The sequence below is a fragment of the Pseudocolwellia sp. AS88 genome, assembly GCF_030551755.1.
Classification (GTDB): Bacteria; Pseudomonadota; Gammaproteobacteria; order Enterobacterales; family Alteromonadaceae; genus Pseudocolwellia.
Genome location: NZ_JAUPEC010000002.1, coordinates 113,676 through 136,983 on the forward strand (window position 1 = coordinate 113,676; position 23,308 = coordinate 136,983).

Sequence of the window (23,308 nt, forward strand, 5' to 3'; positions counted from 1 at the left end):
GTTAGCACTTAAATTAGCTTAGCTCAGGTTAGTTATACTAACGGCACAGCAGGAAGTACCGTTCCAGTAACTTCACCAAAGCCGATGCGTGCAGCACCTTCTTTATGACAATATCCACGCATAATAACTGTGTCGCCATCTTCTAAGAAAGTACGCTCTTCGCCGTTACTTAGAGTGAATGTTTCTTTACCACCACGCGATAGTTCTAACATAGAGCCAGCTTGTTCGTGTACTGGACCTGATTGTGTACCTGAACCAAGCAAATCTCCCGCTTTCATAGAACAACCATTCACACTATGGTGTGTCACTAATTGCGCTATGGTCCAGTAAGAATATTTAAAGTTAGACTCACTTACTTTATCTGCAGCTTTATTGTCGTTACGCATCTTTTCAGTTTGAATTAAACATTCTAGTTGAATATCTAAACCACCAGATTGAGTATTCGCTTCACTTGTTAAATAAGGTAAAGGTTGTGGGTCACTTTCTGGACGAGTAAAGTTAATTCTGTAAGGGGCTAATGCTTCGGTTGTTACTATCCAAGGAGAGATTGTTGAAGCAAAGTTTTTCGCTAAGAATGGACCTAATGGTTGATATTCCCAAGCTTGAATATCTCTTGCCGACCAATCGTTGAATAAACATAAACCAAAGATATGATCTTCTGCTTTTTCGATAGAAATACGCTCACCTAATTGTGTACTTTCACCAATAAATATACCCATTTCAAGCTCGTAATCTAAACGCTTACACGGCGCTAAAACAGGAGTATCAGCATCGGGGGCTTTTAGCTGGCCATGTGGACGTGGAAATTCTTGCCCAGAAATATCAATGGTTGAAGCCCTGCCATGATAACCGATAGGAACCCATTTATAGTTAGGAAGTAATGGGTTATCTGGGCGGAATAAAGAGCCCACAGCTGTAGCATGATGAATAGAAGTATAAAAATCTGTGTAGTCGCCAATTTGACAAGGCATGGCGTAAGTCACTTCACTTTGTGCAATCAAACAATATTTAAGAGAAGACTCTTCAGCAGCTCCAACACGTAAGGCTTTTGATAGCGCTAAACGTAAAGCTGAATTCGCTTCTTTACCTAATGCCATTAAAGCATTCAAGGTTGGTTGTGCAGCTGCTTCAGCTGCTTCTTGAGCAATATCTGTAAATAATTTTAGTTTAGCAACAGCAGCCATATCTAAAACATAATCGCCTATGGCAACAGCGCCTCTGTTTGCTTCATTTGTACCATTTTTACGAAACGTCGCAAAAGGTAAATTTTGAATAGGGAAGTCACTGGTGTTATTGGCTGAAGTTACCCAGCTAGACAAGTTAACATCGTGAGTTTCATTTAATAAAGTCATAATTTATGTCCGTAAGTTGTTTACTTGTGTGTTATTTGTGAAGCCAAGCCGCATGATCTGGTGCCACTTTAGTTTCAGCCCAATCGTCAATCATTAGCTGAGCAACACTATGAAGCTGTTTGAATTGTTCCGGCGTGCCGGTATTTGCCGCAAGCTCCAAACGATGGCCATTAGGATCAAAGAAATAAATAGACTTAAAAATAGTGTGATCGGTAGGACCTAAAACATCAACACCTTTACTTTCTAGTTCGGCCTTCGCTTCAAGTAAATCTGCAACACTATTTACTCGTAATGCCAGATGCTGAACCCATACAGGAGTATTTTCATCTCGTCCCATGTCTGGAGAGTTAGGTATTTCGAAAAAAGCTAAAACATTCTCGTTACCTGCGTTAAGAAAAATATGCATGTAAGGATCAGGTTCTTTGGTAGATGGAACCTCGTTTTCTGCAATGGATAAAATAAGGTCCATATTTAACTTATCTTTATACCACTGTGCAGTTTCTTTAGCGTCGATACAGCGATATGCGACATGGTGGATTCTATCTATTTTTATCATAACTATAAGTTCCCATAACAAATTAATGAGTGGTATATCTGGTATTTTAGAAGCACTTAATTTTAGATTAAGTGCTTAATATTAAGCCCCAATAACACCGCGCTCTAGCTGCTCACGCTCAATAGATTCGAATAAGGCTTTGAAATTACCTTCACCAAAACCATCATCTTGCTTACGTTGAATAAACTCGAAAAATACTGGGCCTAAAGTGGTTTCAGAAAATATTTGTAATAATAATCTAGGTGTTTCACCTTCTGTTGTACCGTCTAATAAAATGCCACGTGTTTGCATTTCTTCAACAGGTTCTCCGTGACCCGGTAAGCGTTCTTCTAACATATCGTAATAAGCGGCTGGAGGAGCTTTCATAAACTTAACGCCAGACTTTTTCAATCTATCCCAACAAGTAATTAAATCGTCACAAGAGAAAGCAATGTGTTGAATACCTTCACCATTGTATTCCATTAAAAACTCTTCTATTTGACCACCGCCACCAGCAGCTTCTTCGTTTAATGGGATGCGGATTTTTCCATCTGGTGCTGTCATCGCTTTTGAAAGTAGACCTGTGTATTCACCTTTGATATCGAAGTAACGAATTTCTCTGAAATTAAACAGATTTTCATAATATTTAGCCCAGTGAGCCATTCTGCCACGGTAAACATTGTGTGTTAGATGATCTAATGTATGAAAACCACAACCTTCTGGGTGTCTATCTACCCCTTCAATCCAGTTAAAGTCGATATCGTAGATAGTATGACCTTCAGCATAGCGATCAATTAAATAAAGAGTGGCGCCACCAATACCTTGAATCGCAGGTAAGCGTAATTCCATTGGAGCTGTTGGTATGTCTACAGGTTGTGCACCTTTTCTTAGCGCTTCAGCATAAGCAAATTGAGCATCTTTAACGCGAAAAGCAAGACCACAGGCAGAAGGACCGTGCTCTCTTGCATAATGATAAGCATGGCTGTTTTTTTCATAATTGGTAATTAAGCTGATATCTCCTTGTCTCCATAAAGCTACGTCTTTAGATTTGTGCGTTGCAACCATAGTAAAACCCATCGCTGTAAATGCAGGTTCTAAAATACCTTTTTCTGGAGCAGTAAATTCCACAAATTCAAAGCCGTCTAATCCCATAGGATTCTCAAATAGATCAGTCATCTTTATCTCCGTACCCAATTATTTGTATTGTCATTATTTTGGTAACAAATGTTACTAGTTTTTCTCGATATTAGTGTTAATGATTATTGATGTCAAAATGGTGAAACAAATAGATAAATCAGAGTGGAAAGTATTCTTTTCACCTTGTTTTGAGTAGCGAAAATGTGTCAATCATGAATGGATGAAAAACGTTAGCTCAAAGGCTTGTAAGATACGGAATAACTGAGAATACGAAAATTAATGTCTTTAATTTTATGTGTAAATTAAATGGTACATTGAGGTAGGAACTTAACTTTCAGAGCAAAGTTTTGATTTAAGTAATAACTGTATATGTTAAAACTTAAATGGCGTTATTATCTGCTTAACTAACAAGTTATGCTTTGTATACTCTGTATTGTTTAAATACTAAGTACATACTGCAGCAGTTATTTCAAAAGTTGAAAAAGTGTTAATCTTTTTTCAGCCTTCAAACGTAATGGTAAGTATAGAATGTTAGAAATATTAATTATTTAATTAAAAAGTTATTTTTTATTTTAGAATAAGCCCATTAACTCATTAAGATCTATTCAGTAATACATTTAAGGCAACATAATGACCATTAAAAAAATATCTAATCTATGTAAATTCGCAGTAATTCCTTTGTTATTGGGTTTTCCTCTTGCTGTAATTGCTTACCGTATACAGTTATGGAATATGGGTACATCTTTTCAACTGATTAAATTTACGGCTTATGCCAGTGTTGCTGTATTAGCGATAGCTTTAATTGTAGGTATTATTGGTTTTTTCAAAAAACAAAAAGACGTAGTTAAAACCTGTACTTCTGTAGCGATATTATTAGCAATACCTGTAGTTGGTTTATCAATGACAGGCGCTAAAGCTAAGTCTTTACCTTTTATACACCAAGTAAGTACAGACACTGTAAACTTGCCAAAATTTGAAAAAGTTATCGAATTGCGTGGTGATAATAGTAACCCTCTAGCTTACGACAGAGAAAAACTAGAGCCATTACAACAAGAAGCTTACCCTGAATTACAACCAATTATGAGTACGCTAAATACCGAGCAAGCTTTCAGCAAAGCGGTAGATACTGCAATGAGTTTAGGTTGGGAAGTTGTTGCTAAAGATTCAGGCAAGGGGACTATAGAAGCTGTTGATACGACCTTATTGTGGGCGTTTAAAGATGATGTCGCTATTCGTATTCTAGCTACTGATACGGGTAGTAGAATTGATTTAAGATCTGTCTCGCGTATTGGTGGTTCAGACTTAGGGGCAAACGCTGAGCGTATAAAAACCTTTATTTCTTTATTTTCAGAGTAAAATGTATTGAGCCTAGTATGTTTATATAGGTTATGTATTTGAATCTATGACTTTATGTCAGTAAATTATTTTTAATAAGCCTTTACAGAAATGTTGAGGCTTTTTTATTGGGTTGAGTTTATTAGAGGTGATTGGAATTTGCCTATTGAAGGTAGATTATTAAACGTTAGATTAGCTTTGTTGATCACTTCATCGTGATTAATCCGTTTGGTATAACCTCAACTTAAATAACTCACTTTAAAACGAAAAACACCCAGTAATACCAAGTTGATTAATTAACTGCTCATTTTTAACGATTAAAATTAATAATGACCGCGTTATAAAATTTATAAGTAGAATAACTACTTACTAAATTTTATGCCTTGTAATTATCCATTTTTCCTCATGAAAAAGTAGATCACTTCATTAATCAAATTGGTATAACCTTAGTTATTGGGGGTTTGATTTTACTGTCTGCAACTCTCTAAAAACTGATTCATAACTTTGCTTATCCCGAGCTAAGGTTATTTAGATTTTAATGCTAATACTTTATCAATATCTGCAGCACTGTGACGATTTTCGAGTTGCTCCCAAGGCTCACCCCAAGTGCGGTTAACAATACGACCACGTTGAACAGCAGGGCGATCGAGTATGGCTTTAGCCCAACGTTGAACATTGGTGTATTCGTCAACTTGTAAGAAGTCTTTTGCTTCGTATAAAACACCTAAAACTAAATTACCGTACCAAGGCCAAGTAGCAATATCTGCAATACTGTATTCATCTCCAGCGATAAATTCATTTTTAGCCAATTGCTTATCTAGAACGTCAAGCTGACGCTTAATTTCCATAGTGAAACGATTGATTGGGTATTCAAACTTTTCTGGTGCGTAAGCATAAAAATGACCAAAACCACCACCTAAATAAGGTGCTGAGCCATGTAACCAGAATAACCAGTTCATTACTTGAGTACGCTTAGTTCCACTTTTAGGTAAGAAAGCATCAAATTTTTCAGCAAGGTAAACCAAGATTGAAGCTGACTCAAAAATAGGATTAGTTTCTTCATTCGATTTATCAATCATCGCGGGTATTTTAGAGTTAGGGTTAACTTCTACAAAACCAGATGAGAATTGAACAGCTTCACCAATTTGAACTATGTGTGCATCATATTCAGCGTCTTTTCCAAGGGCTAACAATTCTTCAAGCATAATTGTTATTTTCTGGCCATTTGGCGTTGCTAATGAATACAGCTGTAGATCATGTTCGCCAACAGGTAGTACTTTTTCATGTGTAGCACCTGAAACGGGGCGATTTATACTTGCCCATTTTCCGCCACTTTCGGCATCGTGTGTCCAAACTTTTGGTGGTACAAATTGGTTTTCCATTCTTATCACTCCTAATTTAGTGATTGGATTATTTGTCAAAATTTTGAGGATAAAGTGCGCGTGCTGCTACTTCATCAAATTCAGATTTAAATTCAATATCTTTATCAATATTTCGAGCTCTTGCTACTGCTGGACGTGATTCTATTTTAGTGAACCAACGTTTTAGGTTAGGGTAGCTATCTAGACCCGGTTCGCCTAATACGAACATGGCTTTATCGATCCAACCCCAAGCTGAAATATCAGCAATAGAATATTCATCACCGACAATATATTCACGACCTATCATGTGAGCTTCTAACACATCATAATGACGCGCAGCTTCACGACGGTAGCGATTCATCGCATAAGGTAGTTTCTCTGGAGCCTTATGATTAAAATGAACCGATTGACCTGAAAATGGCCCTAAACCTGTCGCGATAAACATTAACCATGAAAGCATTTCACCACGATCTTCAGGTTTGCCTCCTAACTCACCCGACTTTTCAGATAGATACATAAGAATAGCATTTGAATCGAATATACGCTTACCGTTGTCTTCCATCGCTGGTGTTTTAGCATTTGGATTAACTACACGAAATTCCGTGGTATGTTGCTCGCCTTTCATTGTGTCTACAGGGATCAGCTCATAAGGTAATCCTGTTTCTTCAAGAAAAAGAGCAACTTTCATTGGGTTAGGTGTTTGATGAAAGTAAAACTTAAGCATAATTTTATCCTATTATATTTTATGTAAATAAAGCGATGATGAAGGTAAAAGCTTCAATCAAATTAGTTATTAATTAATGTTCTAAAAGCAGATCAGCAAAGTGCTCTAAATTCTTCGCAACAAAGTTTGGCTGTGGTAAGTTTTCTGTGATCAAAAGATTGTTATTTGGACGCGTGATAAAAGCGCCAGAACAACCTACAGCTTGTGCGCCTAAAGTATCCCAAAGATGACAAGCCACTAAACATATTTTATCAAGCTCAACACCTAAAGCTTTAGCTGCATATTGATAAGTATCGGGGTGCGGCTTAAAGCGTTTCACTTCTTCTACACTAAATTGAGCTTCGAAAAAGTCACTAATTCCTGCTTTTTCTAACAAAGTAGGTGAGGCAGTCGGCGTTGAATTTGTTAGTGTCGCTAAGCGAAACCCCGCAGCTTGTAGGCGTTTTAAAGCAGGTAAAACATCAGGGTGCGGAGGTAAGCTACCCATCAAGCCTTTAAATTCAGCGATATCTTCATCGTTTATCACAACGTTATGATTGGCGCCAACCATCTTTAAAGCGCCAAGTGCTAAATTTCCAAAGGGTTCGTACAAGCCAGACACTGTCATGGCTTGTGAATAAAGCACCAGTTCAGCAAACCAATTACGCATTACTTGTGGGTTATTAAAAAGTCGTAAAAATAAGGGCTCAAGAATAGTAATATCAAGTAGTGTTTCGTTTACATCAAACAGTAAAACGTCAATCTTGTGTGCTTTATTCATTTTATAAACCTTGTATCAGTTTAATAGCATAATTTATTTACTTAAAGCCCAGCTAACTCTGTAAGTACATCTTTATATGTACTTTGAGGATGAGCTCCCGTTAAAGCACTTGTGCGATTAAATATAACCGTTGGAACACCTGAAATACCTTGTTGTTGCCATTGTAATTCTTGGCTTTCAACTCGTAGACGGCGTGCTGCATCATTTAATGCCTCTGCTGAAGCTTGCTCATTTAAACCAACTGTTTTAGCTTCTGCTAACAAAATATCTCGATCAGATACATCTTTATGCTCAGTAAAAAAAGCCGCGAATAAACGTTGTTTCAATTCATGTTGCAAACCTTCTTCATGTGCATAATCGAGAAGAACATGAGCATCACGGGTATTTACCATTTTCATTTCTTCAAAGTAATCAAAAGTAAAACCGTATTCAGCACCACGAGCGCTAATGTTATCTCGTGCTTTATCACTGTCTTCACGTTTAGCACCATATTTACGTAATACATGATCTCGCAAATTCTCACCTTCTTTTGGCATATCAGGGTTCAGTTCAAAAGGTTGCCATTCAATTTCGATTCGATCTTTTAAGCCAAGTTCATTTATGGCAGCTTCAAGATGTTTATAACCAACAATGCACCACGGGCATACAATATCTGACACTATATCTAGCTTGATTATGTCGTTACTTTCGGTTTTATCATTCATTCTATTGTTCCTCTTCGTGCATTGGGTTGTGCTACTAAATTGGTTAGGTGTAGCACTTAATTGTTCATACTATAAACTTGCTTGAACAAACGTTCAATAACTATTTGAGCGATCGTTCAAACAGGGCGATATTTGTTTTTGATATTTGAAAATAATTAAAGGGAATAGGAATAAAAGAGTATTTATTGGAATATTGTTAATAATGCAGTAGCAATAAATTGGAGTTGTATTATATATTAGCTCTACAGCGTCTCAATGCATTTCAATGTCTTAAACATACTGATAATTCTATGATAAATATTGTAAATTTTTCCCATACAAAACTAACTATTTCTAATTGGCAACTCAATAAAAATGAAGGGTGGTGCGTACTAGGGCGAAATGGCTCTGGTAAACAATACATCGATCAATTGCTAACAGGAGAGCTAGAAGCTGACTCTGTTGAGGAACTAATCTTACCGAAAGCAGAAAAAGTGGGGATGATCTCATTCGAAGCACAACAAGAAATTTACGAACATGAGCTGAAAATAGATAATACAGATTTCCTCAATGCCAATGATATTGGCACTAAAGCCAAGGATTTTCTTCCTGAAGATAAATGGGATGATCCACTCGTAAGTGAGTTTGGTTTAAGTCATCGTCTTGAGGCTGGATATCGTCAATTAAGTACCGGTGAAAGTAGAAAAATTTTGATTTTACAGGCGATTTTTAACGGTATTGAATTGTTAGTTTGTGATAATCCGTTTGATAGCTTAGATGTTGAATCTTGTGAGGCATTATCTATCGCTTTAGAGCGTTTATCTAAAACAGGTATTAGCGTTGTGCTGATGTTGAGTAATCGACAAGATATCCCTAGCTGGTGTAACAATATTGCTTTTATTGAGCGCGGGCAATTTGATGTTATTGGGAAATTAGAAAGCACCGAAACTAAAAACCAATTAGACGCTTTGCTTACACCTGTTGCAGACGATACAAGCTGGCCTGAAAATATGCGTGAGCTGTCTGACTATCCTCATGATTACTTAGTTAAATTAGCCAATGGCAGTGTTCATTATAGTGGCAAGAATGTTTTCGAAAACTTAAATGTTTCGATAAAACCGTTACAACATACGTTGATCACTGGCGGCAATGGTAGTGGGAAATCCACTTTAATGCAGCTTATTACAGGTGATTGTCCGCAATGTTATAGCAACGATATTGAAGTACTTGGTCATAAACGTGGTTCAGGTGAAAGTATTTGGGAAATTAAAAAGCACATGGGGATTGTTAGCTCAGAGTTTCATCGACAATATCGTGTACATAGCGACTTATTAACGGTAGTTGTTTCTGGCTTTTACGATTCGATTGGTTTGTACGAACAGCCAAGCCCATCACAAGTGATTATTGCCCGTCAGTGGTTAGAAAAAGTGGGTTTAATTGCACTTCAACATAGCCCATTCCAAAGCTTAAGTTATGGTGAGCAACGTTTAGCATTAATTGCTAGAGCCTTAGTTAAATCACCTTATTTACTGATTTTAGATGAGCCAACTCAAGGCTTAGATGAACTAAACCGACACAGATTACTTAATTTTTTAGAGCATTTAGAAAAACAACAACACAGTACAGTATTGTTAGTTAGCCATCGAAAAGACGAGTTTTTACCGCTATTTAAACAACATATTAAAATGTAGATCTAAGCAAGAATAAGAGAGATAGATGCAATATTTATCTCTCTAATGTTTTTTTGATTGATTGGCAAAGTGCGACAGCAACATATTCTTCAAAATTTTCGGCAGGATCGAATGATCGTTCATGAGTGATTTCAATAGATTCTAATTGAGCAATAAGCAGTTTGATTTTTTCTTCTTTGGATTGCTTCGCATCATTTAACTCATCAGAAACTGATAATAATTGATTCCAGATAACATTATTCATTTTTATACTTCATAAGTTTATACCGCTAATAAACTTATCGGTACTAAATAGAGAGGGTAAGAAAGTACATTTACTTATTCAAATGTACTGATTTTCTTGTACTTAATGGGACCTGACTTTAAATGGAATTAAAGTAAATTTCTAGTTTTCTTACTGAGTTTTTAATTGGTTATTGGGATTTCTCAATAAACATCGCGAATGTAACGCTGCTCTTGCTGCAAAGCGTCTAATGTACTTTGCCCTAAAGTATCAATTAAGGTTTGATGAACACTTTCCCCCATTCCAGATAAACAGCCGCAAACATAAATAATAGCGCCTTCATCTAACCATTTTTTTATGATGTATTGGTCTGAAACTAGAATGTCTTGTACATATTTAGGGTAGTTATTACCTTGAGAATAAGTACAGCTAAGCTTGTCTAATTGAGTATCTTTTAAAGTAAATAAGTGTTGATTAATGGGCAGTTGAGGATCGTTTCTACGTTCACCATAGATTAACCACATAGCACCTATTTTTTCATTTAATGTTTGTTGTGCATAAGTTCTTGAGGCTATTTGAGCTTTAAGCCCCGCTAAACCACTGCCTGATCCTATAAGGATAATCGGTTGGGTATTATTGATAATATGATTAGCTTTAACGGATCGTATTTTACCTTCAATCAGATCTCCTACTTTACTATGATGGCTCAAAAAGCTAGAAGCTAAACCAAAGCTTTTATCATCTTTTTTTAGTAATCGTATAATAAGCTCAAGTTGTTTATTTTCAGTAATTGAGGCTATTGAATAACTTCTTTTGGCTAAGTAGGGGAGATGCTCGAGTAAGTCAGAAACAGGTATATGGCATTTTTCTGGTAGTTCTCGTTCAAAGAGCCATGCCGCTAATGGTTGTTGGTGACCTTGATGAGTTAACCATAAAGAACCATCGAATACGTGCTTAAGTAACCAGTTTTCAACAATTTCAACGGAATTGCGTGGCTGAATATCAATAAGATCGCCAGCTTGCCAAATGGGCGTAGCACCTAGACACTTGAGGCTTATTTTAACGAGTAGCTCATCGCCGCAATTTGGGTTTAATATTTCACGTTCAACCAGCTGCCAAGAGTAGCTTGAACTGCTTTGTGTTTTATCTATTTCTGTGTTGTTTATGTCTAACCAAGGGGGAACAATGTCAGAAAAAACAGTGGTTTCTTCATCATAATTATCAAGTGTTATTAGTTCACTTAATGGTTGAGCTTTTAATGCTTTAAGTCCGTTGTTAACTTGATGGCCAAAAGCACAGAAATCTGGATAACTTGAATCGCCCAAAGCAATAACCGAGTAATTAACTTGTTTTAACGTTATCTCATCTTTAAGTGCTTGCTCTAGGCGCTGATTAAATAAATTACCATCGTCGGGAGCTTTACCATCACCATAAGTGCTTACAACAAAAAGCACTTTTTCCATCTGACTTAAGTGCTCGAACGTTAGACTATTTAAAGGTAATACATCCGACATTTCAGACAGTTGTAAAGCTTGCGCACAACGGTTCGCTATTGTTAATGCATTGCCTGTTTGGCTTGCATAAACAATTAATGTTGATGTATCTTTGGTTATTGTTATTTGTTGTTTAGCGCGATGTAAACGCCACATAAAAACACATAATATTAACCATGCAAGAATAGCTAAAACGCTAATGTACAAGCTTCCCATAAATCAACTTCTGTTAGTTTGCCAAATGTATAACTTTTATTTAAACGTATTACTCAGGTAATACTTCAAAAGTAGCACCGTAACTGCCTTTACGAACGGTTGCAGGCGCTATAGCTTTATCGTCTTCAAACTCTGCTTCAAGTAAATACATACCGGCTTCAGGCCAAGTAATATTTACAAATCCGTCAGCATCAGTAACTAAATCTAATTGATTTTGTTGGTTGCGGTAGCGCATGTTGCCGGCAACGATAGATAATTTAGCATTCGCTGCTGGTAAACCTTCAAACAAAAATTTGAATTTAGCTGTTTCACCTGCAAACAAGTCATTTGGGTGCGTTACTGGAATAAGTTCTAAACCTGAGTTTGTTGGTTTGAATGTGTTTTCAGTGGGTTCGCCAGAAGTAACAAAAGTCTCTAAACGTCTAAAGCTTTGAGCCACAAGTAAAGCGTCAGCTTCTTTTGGTACAGCTGTTGCAAATTCACCATCTTTAGCTGTTTTACCACGAGCGGGCCACATTTTACGTTTGCCATTTTCGTCTTTCCAAGTTGCTCGTAAGCCGCCAGACGCATAGCCAATTCTATAAGTTCCTGGAGTTACTAAATTCAAATCAAAGGTTGTTTTGAATTTACCTGTATGTGGGTTTTCAGCATCAATGTTTTTGCCTGTTGGATCTTGAATCACTAATCCTTTCATACGAAGTGGTACATGCTCAGGAATAAACAAACTATTCGAAACAGCAGCATCAAATGATACCCAAGGTGCATCGCCTGATAAGTTGGTTGTGCTAGGTAAAATCCAAGCTCTGTGTGCATTGGCGCTAAAACTTAAGCTCATTACCATAGTGATAGATAATAGCGTTTTCAAAGATGTAGATATGTTCATTTGCTTCTCCTTATAAATGATTGATTACAAAAGTTAATCGTTAACAAGAACTATATTAATTTTGCCTAGTTCGGTTTTTCCTAGAGCTGTTAAAGGAAAGTTAGTTGCCTTAGGTGGCCATGTCAGTGGAATGTTGATCACCTCTTTACCGCCAACTTCTCTTGAAGCTTCGATACGTAATTGGTATTCACCTGCAGGTAAATTAGCGAACTGTTTTGAGTTTAAAGCCATAGATACTTTATGAGTTCCTGGGCCTTTAGTTGCCGAAGTTACACCATCAAAGGGTTGCTCTGCTTTTCTGCCAACACGTCGCCACCATTGTCTGATGTCTTTTAGCCACTTTTCGCCTTCGTTATCTTTCATGTCTAAGTCGTACCAGAGCTCTAATTGCGTAGCTTTACGTTTACTATCTTCAAGCCAAATAGCTACATAAGGTTTGTGGTATTCAGCCACATTAAAGCGAGGTATATCTACTTCCATTACTAGCTTACTATCAGCTGCATAACTCAAATTACTTACCACAAGCGCTGACAATAATGACAAGTTAAACAAGGTTTTACGGTTCATTGAATGTCCTTATATTTATAAAAATTAATGTAGATTGGTTAAAATAATAATGAAAGGTATCAGCACGCCTAAAGTGACATAAGGCCAAGTTGATAACCTAAAAGAGGTTTGTTTTATTAGCAGCCATAAACCACTTAAACAAAAAATGATAGAACCCACAGCAAAAGCATCAATAAACCAAATCCACGTGGTATTGGTATAACGACCTTTGTGAAGATCATTAAAGAATGAAATCCAGCCTCTGTCGGTGCGCTCATAAATAAGCTCGCCACTTTCAACATCAATTGAAAGCCAAGCATCAACACCTGGTTCTGGCATAGCTAAATAGAATTCGCCATCACTAAACTCACCTTGTGCATTGCTCGGAATAGACACACCAAATTCTTCATCTAAATGCTCTATAATACTTTTAGCAAGTGAGTTTTTGTCGTTATCAACAGGTTGCCAGGTTTGTAGTAAACCATTAGATAATTGAGTTTCAATGGTGGCAATTTCATTTTTTGCAGGAATGTCAGCCGCATGGTTTAGAGTGATCCCTGTCCACGAAAAAAATAACATGCCTACAATACAAATAGCTGCACTTATCCAATGCCATTGGCGCACACTGCCTAATGAAAACTTCATTCTAAATTACCCATCATTTTGATGCGGGCACTTTATAAAACAACATACCAAATGTCAATGCAAACGATAATGGTTATCATTAATCTTTGTGAAAGTTTTTGTAAGTGTTTTTGTCGTTTGTATTGAGTTAATAGGATCTTGAAAGTATGGGTAAAAAGAAGAGGAGGGATTTGTTCATCTCTGGCAATAATGGATTAGTTATTACCAGAGGGATTTTTCCGATTATTTTTATAAATAACGGTTAACGAGTATATTTAGATTGATAGACTTTAAGATCTTTTTTGACCTGAGGTGCCAACATATACAAACCGATAATGTTAGCAATAGACATAGAGAAGAACATAGAGTCAGAAATAGCGATAACAGAATCTAAACTGATTGATGCGCCAATAATGGTAAATAAACAGAATATAAACTTATATCCTAAATCTAAAAGCTTGCTGTCACCGACTAAAAATCCCCAAGCAATTGAGCCGTAATACGCCCACGAAATCATAGTAGAAATAGCAAATAATAAAACAGCAACACTGAGTAAATACGGGAACCACCAAATAACACTACCAAAAGCTCTAGAAGTAAGCGCCACGCCATCTATGCCTTCAACCGAAGTATATGCACCTGTGATCACGATGACTAACGCAGTAATGGTACAAATAACAACGGTATCAATAAAAGGTTCAAGTAGAGCAACATAGCCTTCTCGAATAGGCTCTTTAGTTGATGCTGTGGCATGAGCGATGGAAGCAGCACCTACACCAGCTTCGCTTGAAAAGGTTGAGCGTTTGAAACCTTGGATCATAACACCAATAATACCACCCACAACACCTGTTGGAGAGAAAGCACCATTGAAGATCAAGCTGAAAGCATGAGGTATTTCGCTGGCGTTAACCGCTAAAATAAATAGCGCAGCCAACAGGTAAATACCTGCCATAAAAGGGACAACTTTTGAGGTAACTTTAGCGATGGTTTTAATACCGCCAATAATTACAAAGCCAATAAAAATAGCTAATATTAAACCGAACAACCAACCTTTATCAGCCCAAACACTACTGCTACCGCCCATAGCTGTAACAAATTGTTGATAAGCTTGGTTTGATTGCAACATATTGCTACCACACAAAGACGCGGTAACACAGCAAATAGCAAAGAATACACCTAAGGCTTTACCGAGTTTTTTATGACCTAGATCTGACAAACCATCTCTAAGGTAATACATAGGGCCACCGCGAACTGTACCTTCTTTACTGATACGTCGGTATTTCACACCTAAAGTACACTCAAGAAACTTGGTGGACATGCCCATCAAACCTGCAACTATCATCCAAAAAGTAGCACCAGGTCCGCCAATTGAAATCGCGATAGCCACACCGGCAATATTACCTAAACCCACTGTGCCTGAAAGCGCTGTGGTTAAAGCTTGAAAATGGCTTACTTCCCCCGGATCTTTAGGATCCGAGTAATCGCCTTTAATCACTTTGCAGGCATGTTTAAAACCACGAAAGTTAAGAAAACCAAAATATAGAGTGAAACAAACGGCAGCAACAATCAGCCATAAAACAATAATAGGAACTGAAGCACCAGCAACATTAAATGAATAAAAGATGATGCTAGTAAATAACTCTGCGACGGGTTGGAGCAACTCATCTATTTGTTGGTCAATACTTTTTGAAACAGCTAAGCCGGTTTCAACTTGGTTAATAGAGTTGACTAGCAGGGTACTAAAAGATTGCCAAAGCATAGGTGCTTCCATTTGTGGGTAATTTATAAAGTGTGTTTATAAAGGTAAATTTTCATGCATAGATTACCTATTTACAGCAATCAATGAAGTTAACTAGTTTTACTGTAAATATCTAAATAAATCAATGAAATTGAAAGGACTTTTGAGTTTACCAAGAAGTATGAAGTTAGGGGATTATATTAAAGAGGGGATGGGCTACCGAAGCTAAAATCAATTTTTCAGCTTCGGTAATTATTACTTATAAGAGCTATTTCTAAGAGTTATGCGAAAGAAATATGTTAAAAGATTAGCTAGCGTTAATAGCATCTGCCATAGATTTTTCAGCGACTTGCTCTAACCATTCAAAATCCATGGTTTGATGTGCTTCACAAATAAACCAAGGTTCACGTGAATCAGGTTCTAACATCACGCCATTGTCGATTAAGTTAAGGGCGAACTGTGTATATAAGTCGCTATTGGTTTTTTTCCAATCGCGGTAGTTTTGCGGCACGTTAGCACCAAAATGCACACCAAACATTGAGTTAGGACCTGCAAAACAATGTTCAACATCAAACTTAGTAAACACGCGAGAAAGTAAGGTTTGAATGTGTAAACCTACACTATCGATAGTGGCTAACGCATCAGTTTCTTTTAATAAAGTTAATGTCGCTTTTGCCGCACTTAACGCTACCATATTAGCCGTATAAGTACCGCCATGTGTAACGCCACCCTTATCGAAAGATATAGCATCCATCACTTCAGCCCTACCACCAAAAGCGGCAACAGGGTAACCATTACCCATAGCTTTAGCGTAAGTGGTTAAATCAGCGTGAATATTATATAAAGCTTGCACGCCGCCTTTAGCGACACGGAAACCGGTTTTAACTTCATCCATAATTAACAATGAACCATTGCTGTCACAAATATCACGTAGCTTTTGCATATATTCTTGCGTTGAAGCAATAGAACCACAATTACCCATGATAGGTTCAATCAAGATAGCTGCAATATCATCACCATATTCTGCAAATACAGCATCAATCGCTTCAAAGTCGTTTAATGGAACACTGACTTGATGTTCTCGTGTGCTTTGAGGAATACCTGCGCCAAAAGGAATAATTTCAGGCGATTTATTATCATCTACTTCCCAGTTATCAACATCCGACTTCCACATAACTTCGTCATGTAAACCATGAAAACCACCTTCAACTACAACAATTTTATTGCGACGTGTAAAGCCACGAGCCGTTCTTACAGCACCAATAACGGCTTCAGTACCTGAATTAGCAAAACGCATTTTGTCGATATTTGGACATAGTGATTTCACTAGTTCAACCACATCAGAATCAAGACCTGTAGAGAAGCCAGAAATAGTGCCTATGTTGGTAATCGCATTGATAACTTCATTATCAACACGTTCATCACGGTAACCTAAAATAATTGGACCGTAAGCTAAACGAAAATCTACAAAGGTTTGTTCGTCGCAATCGGTGATCGTACAACCTTTCATACTACTCAAAAATACGGTGTTGTCTTCGCCCCAGTAACGGTAGCTGTCGGCAACGCCTAAAGGCATGTTGGTATGCGCTCTTTTGAGCATGTTGGCACTATTGGGTTTGTGTGTTTTGGTCATAAGATGGTCCAATCTAACTAGTATGTTTTCAACAAAGGTTGTCGTCGTAATTTATGGCGCAGATAATACAGGGATAGTGAGATGGCAGGAAGTGCTAGAGGTAATTAATAGCTTGGTATTATAAATAAAAAAGCTCTTATACATTACATATAAGAGCTTTTAGGTAAGAACTCACTGAAAGATTAGTGATCTCTTCGTATTAGGTTCAGGTTTTTATAAACCGAAAGTACGAGATACAGATAACACAACACGTGTGTCGGCAGTATCCAAATTCATATCAGTATCTTCAAGAGCCGCGTTAAAATCAAAACCTTTGTAGCTAGTCATGTATTCAACACGGTAATGGTTGTATGACGAACCACCATCCCAGCTCCATCTGTTTTCATCTTGCGACGTTGAACGATCAAAGCTAACTCTAACATTATGACCTGGAGCTACTTCAATGGTGTGAGCAACCATGGCAATGTAATGACCCACATCAAAACCGAAGTAATCCCAGCTGTACCAAAAGTTTAATTCGGTATCACCTAAGTCGGAGTTATAACCAAACTTCGCATAAGCTTCAGGGTAGTTATAGGTATCTGAAATAGAATCACCGTGGTATGTGTAATAGGCAATACCTGCGTCTAAACCAATTTTATCGTCTAACTGAAAATACTTACCTGCGTAAACGTCAAATTCAAGGTTTGAATCTTCACCGCTACCAAAATCAATAGTTGAAGCCCAAGCGCCAGTGTAAAAGCCATCATCTCCTGCATAGTCTAAACTCGCTTGAAGAGCTGGGTTGTTATTGGTTTGGCTAACACCGTTAAAAGTGTAGTCAGAAGTAAGGTTAACTGTTGCTGATACTTCCGCTAAAGCACTTGAAGAAGCGGCTAATAAACCACTTGTTACTAACGTTATCATTGTTTTATTCATTATTTAATTTCCCTTTAAGTTACATGTTCAATTTTTGTAAAATCAATTTTGTTTTCTTTTGGCGAACTTTCAATGGCTGCTACATCTTTGAATTTGCTAAATATCATATAGCCAAAACAAGCGAAGAACATCCCAACAACTAAAGCGCCAACCCATTGAATTTGTAAGAAATCTAATTTGAATAACAAGGTAAGTAAGCTCAACGCAACTAAGTTACCTATTAAGTATTTAACTTTACCCACACGCGCTACACCTATGTTTAAATTATCGGTGTATAAGCGCACTAAAGAATCGAGCGAGTTCACTACAAATGTAATACCAACAACTACCATAGCAATGTTATAGAAGCCTGCGGTTTCAATGCCGTTCAGGTTGTAGTAATACAATACAGTAAACCAAATAGCGATTGGGATAGACGGAAATACCATCATAGCCACAAGTACTTGATAGGTGCGTAAACCACTAACAAAACGTGCGGTGAATTGACCAATCATTATGCTCCATGCAAACCACCAATAAAGGTAAAACTCATGGTATTCGTTCATCGGTAAAACAAACTCATGGATGTTACCAAAGTAACCACCTAGCATTGAGAAAGTATTTGCAAATTCGCCTATGCTTGAACCTTCACCAAGAAACGCTCCGCCCCACATTAAAGCGATTAAGGCAAGAAACAACCAAGTTGTTGATAAGCTTAAAATGCGTACATAACGTATGTTGGTACTTGAATACACGGCAAAGGCAATAACCAAGAAAACAATCGCGTAAAACGTACCAATAATAGATTCACCATCGCCAAGATCAGGCATATACCAAGGTAAATTAATAAGAAGTAAATTGGCGGTAAAGGCACAAGTACCTATGATGACAACGTTATTTATAATTTTAACTACAGGTATTTCGAAGAAGCGCACGCGTGGCTCAAGAACACAAAAGTAAAAACAGGTTAAAAAGTAAAAAGCCCAGATAAGAAAGGCCCAAAAGCCAAATTCGATAGATAGTGGATTTGTAAATCCATACTCAGGACTGGTTGCTAAATCGGAGTAGCCAGCGAACTCAGTTAACGGGAACATAATAAGTCCCACATCTAAGCCTGAAGTAAATAATATCGCGATAAAAGTAAAGGTTCTTACTGGCGTTACACCTACGCAACGAATATTTCCCCATCGATATAATACGAATATGATGGCGATAAATGTAAATAGCATTCCTGCTGATAACCATGCGGTCATAACTGTCTCCCTGAAGTGCAATTTATGTGTTTAAAGATAATTAACTCCTCTGTTGTTTTATTGTTTGAGTGATCCCGAAAGCCTAATTAAGGTTGTGACTTTATACTTCAAACCTTAACTTTCGCCGTTATAAAATATAAGACGACGAAAATTAGGAGATGAACGATACTCGCGTTTATTTGATGCTATAAATTAGCTGATTGTTCTTTTAGGTGCGGCTGAACGTTGCTGTTCTTGCCGTTTAGAGTCAATAGTGACTTTAGCTGTTGATGGTGCAAGTAATTCTTTGCCGCGAATAATATCAGCAGCACGTTCAGCAACCATAATGGTTGGAGCGTTTAAGTTACCGTTAGGGATCGTTGGAAATATTGATGAATCTACAACACGAAGCCCTTCAATTCCACGAACTCGGGTTTGCGGGTCAACTACTGCCATTTCGTCTGTTCCCATTTTACATGAGCAAGAAGGGTGGTAAGCACTTTCAACAAACTCACGTACAAATGTATCAATTTCTTCATCAGTTTGAATATGAGTACCCGGTTGAATTTCTTCACCACGGTATTCATCTAACGCTTGTTGATTAATAATTTCGCGAGTTAAGCGAACACAAGCACGGAAACCTTCGCGATCATCTTCGTGTTCAAGATAATTAAACAAGATTTCTGGATGTGCTTTAGGATCTGCTGAAATGGCTTTAATATGGCCACGACTTTTTGGTTTATTATGACCAATGTGTACTTGAAAACCATGACCTGCAAAGGCTTCTTTACCGTCGTAACGCATTGCTGCAGGTAAGAAATGATATTGTAAATCAGGCCATTCAACACTGGCTTTTGAACGAATAAAACCACACGATTCAAAGTGATTTGTCGCACCTAAACCTTTTTTAGTTAATATCCAGCGCACACCAATTTTAAGTTTACTGAACCAATCTAATTCACCATTAAGAGAAATTGGCTTTTTACATTTAAATTGAAAGTAAAACTCAAGATGATCTTGTAAGTTGTTACCTACGCCAGGTAAATCGTGCTTAACTTCAATATTGGCAGCTTCTAAAACATCTTTAGGCCCTATGCCTGAAAGTTGTAATAAGTGCGGAGAACCTACAGGACCCGCAGATAAAACCACTTCTTTGCTCGCCATTACATCAACAACTTTACCTTTACGTTCGTATCTAACACCAACGGCTTTTTTACCTTCAAGTAATACTTTGTGTACTAAGGCATGAGTGATAACGGTTAAATTATTACGTGTCATCGCTGGGCGTAAATAGGCGTTGGCTGTTGAGCTGCGCACACCATTTTTAACTGTCATGTGCATTGCGCCAAAGCCTTCCTGCTGCTCGCCATTGTAGTCTTTGGTTTCAAAATAACCGGCTTCAGTACCTGCATTGATAAACGCTCGGTATAAAGGGTTTTTCATCTCGTTGCCATTGTTAACACCTAAATGACCACCTTTACCACGGTATTCATTGGCGCTAAAAGCCCAATCTTCTGACTTTTTAAAGTAAGGTAAGCAATGAGCATAATCCCACTCTTGAGCGCCATGTTCTTGCCATTCGTCAAAATCTTTTGCGTGACCACGCACATAAACCATGCCGTTAATTGAAGATGAACCACCAAGCACTTTGCCGCGAGGGCAATGCATACGACGGTTATCTAAAAATGGCTCAGGTTGGGTTTCAAACTGCCAAGCATATTTTTTGGTATTCATCGGAATAGACAAAGCCGTTGGCATTTGAATAAAAATACTTTTATCGCTGCCACCTGTTTCAATCAGTAATACATTGTTATTACTGTCTTCACTTAACCTATTTGCTAATACACAACCCGCAGAGCCAGCACCAACAATAATGTAATCAAATTTTTCGCTATTCATTTAAAACCCGTTTTAATAATTTAAAGAAGTAAAAGCTTTGTAATCACTGAGCTTGATCTATTTAAACCAAGCTCAAATTGATTGCTAAAAAGGACTATCAAGTTTCTGTAATCCTACATAAACCGCTTTAATTTGAGTAAAGTAATTCAGTGTTACTAAGCCGTTTTCACGACCAATACCTGACTGCTTATAACCACCAACAGGCATTTGAGCAGGTGAAGCACCGTAGTTGTTGATCCAACAAATACCTGCCTCCATTTGATGAACAACACGATGAGCACGTGTAATATCTTGTGTAAATATCCCAGCAGCTAAACCAAATTCTGTGTCGTTAGCTCGGCTGATCACTTCGTCTTCATCATCAAAGGTTAGTACACTCATTACCGGACCGAAAATTTCTTCGCGGCAAATGGTCATATCGTCAGTACAATCACCAAAAATTGTTGGTGCTGTAAAATAACCATCGGGTGCGTTAGCTGGTTTAAGTGCTTTACCGCCATGCAGTAATGTAGCGCCTTCTTTAATACCAATATCAATGTAGCTTTGTACGAGTTTTTGATGCCTTTCAGAGATAAGCGCGCCAAAGTTAGTGTTAGGATCCATAGGATCACCAATCACGATATTTTTACTTGTACGTTCTAATAATTTTTCAATAAATACAGGGTAAATCGACTTTTGCACAAATACTCGCGTACCGTTTGTACAGATTTCACCTTGGGTATAAAAGTTACCTAACATAGCGGCAGAAACTGCATTATCGATATCAGCATCATCAAAAATAATTAAAGGTGATTTGCCGCCAAGTTCCATCGTCACATCTTTCAAAGTACTTGCCGCAGCAGTCATAACTTTTTTACCAGTACCTACTTCACCAGTAAAAGAAACTTTAGCTATTTCAGGATGATGAGTTAACCATGCGCCAACTTCACCGGCACCTTGAACCACGTTAAATACGCCGTTAGGAATACCAGCTTCAGTAAATATTTCAGCAAGTTTTAATGCGCCAAGTGGTGTTTCTTCTGAAGGTTTGAAAATCATTACATTACCACAAGCTAATGCAGGAGCTGCTTTCCAACATGCGATTTGTAATGGGTAATTCCAAGCGCCAATACCAGCACAAATACCTAAAGGTTCGCGACGTGTATAATAAAAATCGCCATCTACTGATTGTTGATTACCTTCAACACCTGGAGCTAACCCAGCAAAAAACTCAATAGAGTCAGCGCCAGATAAAACATCAACCACTGAAGCTTCTTGCCAAGGTTTACCTGTATCAAGTACTTCAATTTCTGCTAACTCGTCATTACGTTCACGTAATAATTCAACGGCTTTAAGTAAAATACGGCTACGTTCCATAGCACTCATGGCTGACCAAGTGGCAAAACCACGTTTAGCGCTTGCTATCGCTTGTTCTTTTACCTGTTCATCAGCTACTTCTACTTGATAGATCACTTTACCCGTTGCTGGGTTGATCACATCAAATGTTTCACCATTGGCATTTTCAATATAAGTACCATCGACATAATTTTTATAACGTATTGTTGACAAGTATCTCTCCGTTTTCTTTAATTTAATGGTTAAGTTGGTCGTCTATAAAGTTTTTACATAATTGTTCAGCTTGTTTAAATTCTTCATCAGGTTGTGCGCTTAAAGCACATCGTAGCCAAAAGCCATCAATCATGGCTGCCGTTTGTTTTGCAGCTTGTTGTGCTTGTTCTTCAGCGAGTAACTGACGAAATGAAAAAAGTAAATTGCTGTGTAAACGCCTACTATTAATGTTTTGCAATCTTTTCAGCTTAGGGTCGTGCATCGACTCTGCCCAAAAGCTAAGCCAGGTTTTTATTGCCGCAGTTGATTGCTGAAACTGCGTAAAGTTGGCTTCTATAATTATTTTTAAACGTTCATTTGCCGCAAGCCCTTCAACAGAAATACGTTCTAGCAAAGCCAGTCTTAATTGCTCTAAAAGATGCATGATGGTGGCTTCTATCAAGCCTTGCTTACCACCAAAATAGTGACTGATAATGCCTGACGATAAGCCAGCAATACGGCTGATAGTAATAATCGTTGTACTTTGTAAACCGTATTCACCTATCGATTCTAACGTGGCATCAATAAGCTGTTGTTTACGAACTGGTTTCATTCCTACTTTAGGCATATGTTCTTTTTCTTTTTTTTTAATTGAACGTTCAATTAATTTCTATTCTAACGGTTTTTAGTGGAGTTATCAAACGAAGGGAGTTTGCTATAAATAACTGCAAGCCTTTGAAAGTGTGGTTTTGTAATTGATTTTGACTAGGTTTGGCTTATGAGAATGTAAATAAAGCAATGAATTGAAAAGAAGACTAA

At 37.6% G+C, this 23,308-nt stretch carries 21 protein-coding genes; 2 read left to right on the top strand and 19 right to left on the bottom strand.

Going from position 1 to position 23,308, the window contains the following annotated elements; translation table 11 throughout:
• Positions 1–32: 32 nt before the first annotated feature.
• The 3 genes from fahA to hppD form a co-directional block, all read right to left on the bottom strand.
• Positions 33–1,352 (bottom strand): fumarylacetoacetase, encoded by a 1,320-nt coding sequence (fahA, locus tag Q5N69_RS02070; RefSeq protein WP_304367162.1) that lies wholly within the window; start codon positions 1,350–1,352, stop codon positions 33–35.
• Between the two features lie 31 nt (positions 1,353–1,383).
• Positions 1,384–1,908, bottom strand: a complete 525-nt coding sequence (locus Q5N69_RS02075; RefSeq protein ID WP_304367164.1) for a VOC family protein — start codon at positions 1,906–1,908, stop codon at positions 1,384–1,386.
• Between the two features lie 81 nt (positions 1,909–1,989).
• The gene (gene hppD / locus Q5N69_RS02080) at positions 1,990–3,063 is read right to left on the bottom strand and encodes a 4-hydroxyphenylpyruvate dioxygenase (protein WP_304367166.1); all 1,074 of its coding nucleotides are present in this window, start codon (positions 3,061–3,063) and stop codon (positions 1,990–1,992) included.
• 591 nt (positions 3,064–3,654) lie between these two features.
• On the opposite strand from hppD, the gene Q5N69_RS02085 reads away from it, so the two are divergent.
• Positions 3,655–4,380 (top strand): DUF1499 domain-containing protein, encoded by a 726-nt coding sequence (locus tag Q5N69_RS02085; RefSeq protein ID WP_304367168.1) that lies wholly within the window; start codon positions 3,655–3,657, stop codon positions 4,378–4,380.
• A 503-nt stretch (positions 4,381–4,883) separates the two neighbouring features.
• On the opposite strand, the gene yghU is transcribed toward Q5N69_RS02085, so the two are convergent.
• From yghU to Q5N69_RS02105, 4 genes are all read right to left on the bottom strand, one after another.
• Positions 4,884–5,741, bottom strand: a complete 858-nt coding sequence (gene yghU, locus Q5N69_RS02090) for a glutathione-dependent disulfide-bond oxidoreductase (protein WP_304367170.1) — start codon at positions 5,739–5,741, stop codon at positions 4,884–4,886.
• A 28-nt stretch (positions 5,742–5,769) separates the two neighbouring features.
• On the bottom strand, positions 5,770–6,444 hold the full coding sequence (locus Q5N69_RS02095; RefSeq protein WP_304367172.1) for a glutathione S-transferase family protein: 675 nt from the start codon (positions 6,442–6,444) through the stop codon (positions 5,770–5,772).
• A gap of 73 nt (positions 6,445–6,517) precedes the next feature.
• Positions 6,518–7,204 (bottom strand): haloacid dehalogenase type II, encoded by a 687-nt coding sequence (locus Q5N69_RS02100; RefSeq protein WP_304367174.1) that lies wholly within the window; start codon positions 7,202–7,204, stop codon positions 6,518–6,520.
• A gap of 41 nt (positions 7,205–7,245) precedes the next feature.
• Positions 7,246–7,908, bottom strand: coding sequence for a DsbA family oxidoreductase (locus Q5N69_RS02105; RefSeq protein WP_304367175.1), 663 nt, complete (start codon positions 7,906–7,908; stop codon positions 7,246–7,248).
• 290 nt (positions 7,909–8,198) lie between these two features.
• Between Q5N69_RS02105 and Q5N69_RS02110 the strand changes: the two genes are divergently transcribed.
• Entirely contained in the window at positions 8,199–9,578 is a 1,380-nt protein-coding gene (locus tag Q5N69_RS02110; protein ID WP_304367176.1) for an ATP-binding cassette domain-containing protein, read from the top strand.
• 34 nt (positions 9,579–9,612) lie between these two features.
• Here Q5N69_RS02110 and Q5N69_RS02115 read toward each other — a convergent pair whose 3' ends face one another.
• From Q5N69_RS02115 to betI, 12 genes are all read right to left on the bottom strand, one after another.
• On the bottom strand, positions 9,613–9,822 hold the full coding sequence (locus Q5N69_RS02115) for a hypothetical protein (protein WP_304367178.1): 210 nt from the start codon (positions 9,820–9,822) through the stop codon (positions 9,613–9,615).
• Positions 9,823–10,004: 182 nt separating this feature from the next.
• Positions 10,005–11,510 carry a flavodoxin domain-containing protein gene (locus tag Q5N69_RS02120; protein WP_304367179.1) on the bottom strand — a complete coding sequence of 502 codons (1,506 nt, stop codon included), beginning with the start codon at positions 11,508–11,510 and terminating at the stop codon, positions 10,005–10,007.
• Between the two features lie 49 nt (positions 11,511–11,559).
• On the bottom strand, positions 11,560–12,393 hold the full coding sequence (locus Q5N69_RS02125; RefSeq protein WP_304367181.1) for a DUF4198 domain-containing protein: 834 nt from the start codon (positions 12,391–12,393) through the stop codon (positions 11,560–11,562).
• A gap of 33 nt (positions 12,394–12,426) precedes the next feature.
• On the bottom strand, positions 12,427–12,960 hold the full coding sequence (locus Q5N69_RS02130; RefSeq protein WP_304367183.1) for a DUF2271 domain-containing protein: 534 nt from the start codon (positions 12,958–12,960) through the stop codon (positions 12,427–12,429).
• A 24-nt stretch (positions 12,961–12,984) separates the two neighbouring features.
• Positions 12,985–13,584 (bottom strand): PepSY-associated TM helix domain-containing protein, encoded by a 600-nt coding sequence (locus tag Q5N69_RS02135; protein WP_304367185.1) that lies wholly within the window; start codon positions 13,582–13,584, stop codon positions 12,985–12,987.
• 241 nt (positions 13,585–13,825) lie between these two features.
• Complete coding sequence (locus tag Q5N69_RS02140) at positions 13,826–15,322, bottom strand: sodium:alanine symporter family protein (protein ID WP_304367187.1); 1,497 nt, start codon at positions 15,320–15,322, stop codon at positions 13,826–13,828.
• A 286-nt stretch (positions 15,323–15,608) separates the two neighbouring features.
• Positions 15,609–16,934 (bottom strand): aspartate aminotransferase family protein, encoded by a 1,326-nt coding sequence (locus Q5N69_RS02145; protein WP_304367188.1) that lies wholly within the window; start codon positions 16,932–16,934, stop codon positions 15,609–15,611.
• A gap of 213 nt (positions 16,935–17,147) precedes the next feature.
• Positions 17,148–17,852 (bottom strand): TorF family putative porin, encoded by a 705-nt coding sequence (locus tag Q5N69_RS02150; RefSeq protein WP_304367189.1) that lies wholly within the window; start codon positions 17,850–17,852, stop codon positions 17,148–17,150.
• 14 nt (positions 17,853–17,866) lie between these two features.
• On the bottom strand, positions 17,867–19,084 hold the full coding sequence (locus tag Q5N69_RS02155) for a BCCT family transporter (protein ID WP_304367191.1): 1,218 nt from the start codon (positions 19,082–19,084) through the stop codon (positions 17,867–17,869).
• A gap of 192 nt (positions 19,085–19,276) precedes the next feature.
• Complete coding sequence (betA, locus tag Q5N69_RS02160) at positions 19,277–20,962, bottom strand: choline dehydrogenase (RefSeq protein ID WP_304367193.1); 1,686 nt, start codon at positions 20,960–20,962, stop codon at positions 19,277–19,279.
• Positions 20,963–21,046: 84 nt separating this feature from the next.
• On the bottom strand, positions 21,047–22,510 hold the full coding sequence (gene betB, locus Q5N69_RS02165; protein WP_304367195.1) for a betaine-aldehyde dehydrogenase: 1,464 nt from the start codon (positions 22,508–22,510) through the stop codon (positions 21,047–21,049).
• 22 nt (positions 22,511–22,532) lie between these two features.
• A complete protein-coding gene (betI, locus tag Q5N69_RS02170; protein WP_304367197.1) occupies positions 22,533–23,117 on the bottom strand; it encodes a transcriptional regulator BetI in 585 nt (194 codons plus the stop codon).
• Between the last annotated feature and the right edge of the window lie 191 nt (positions 23,118–23,308).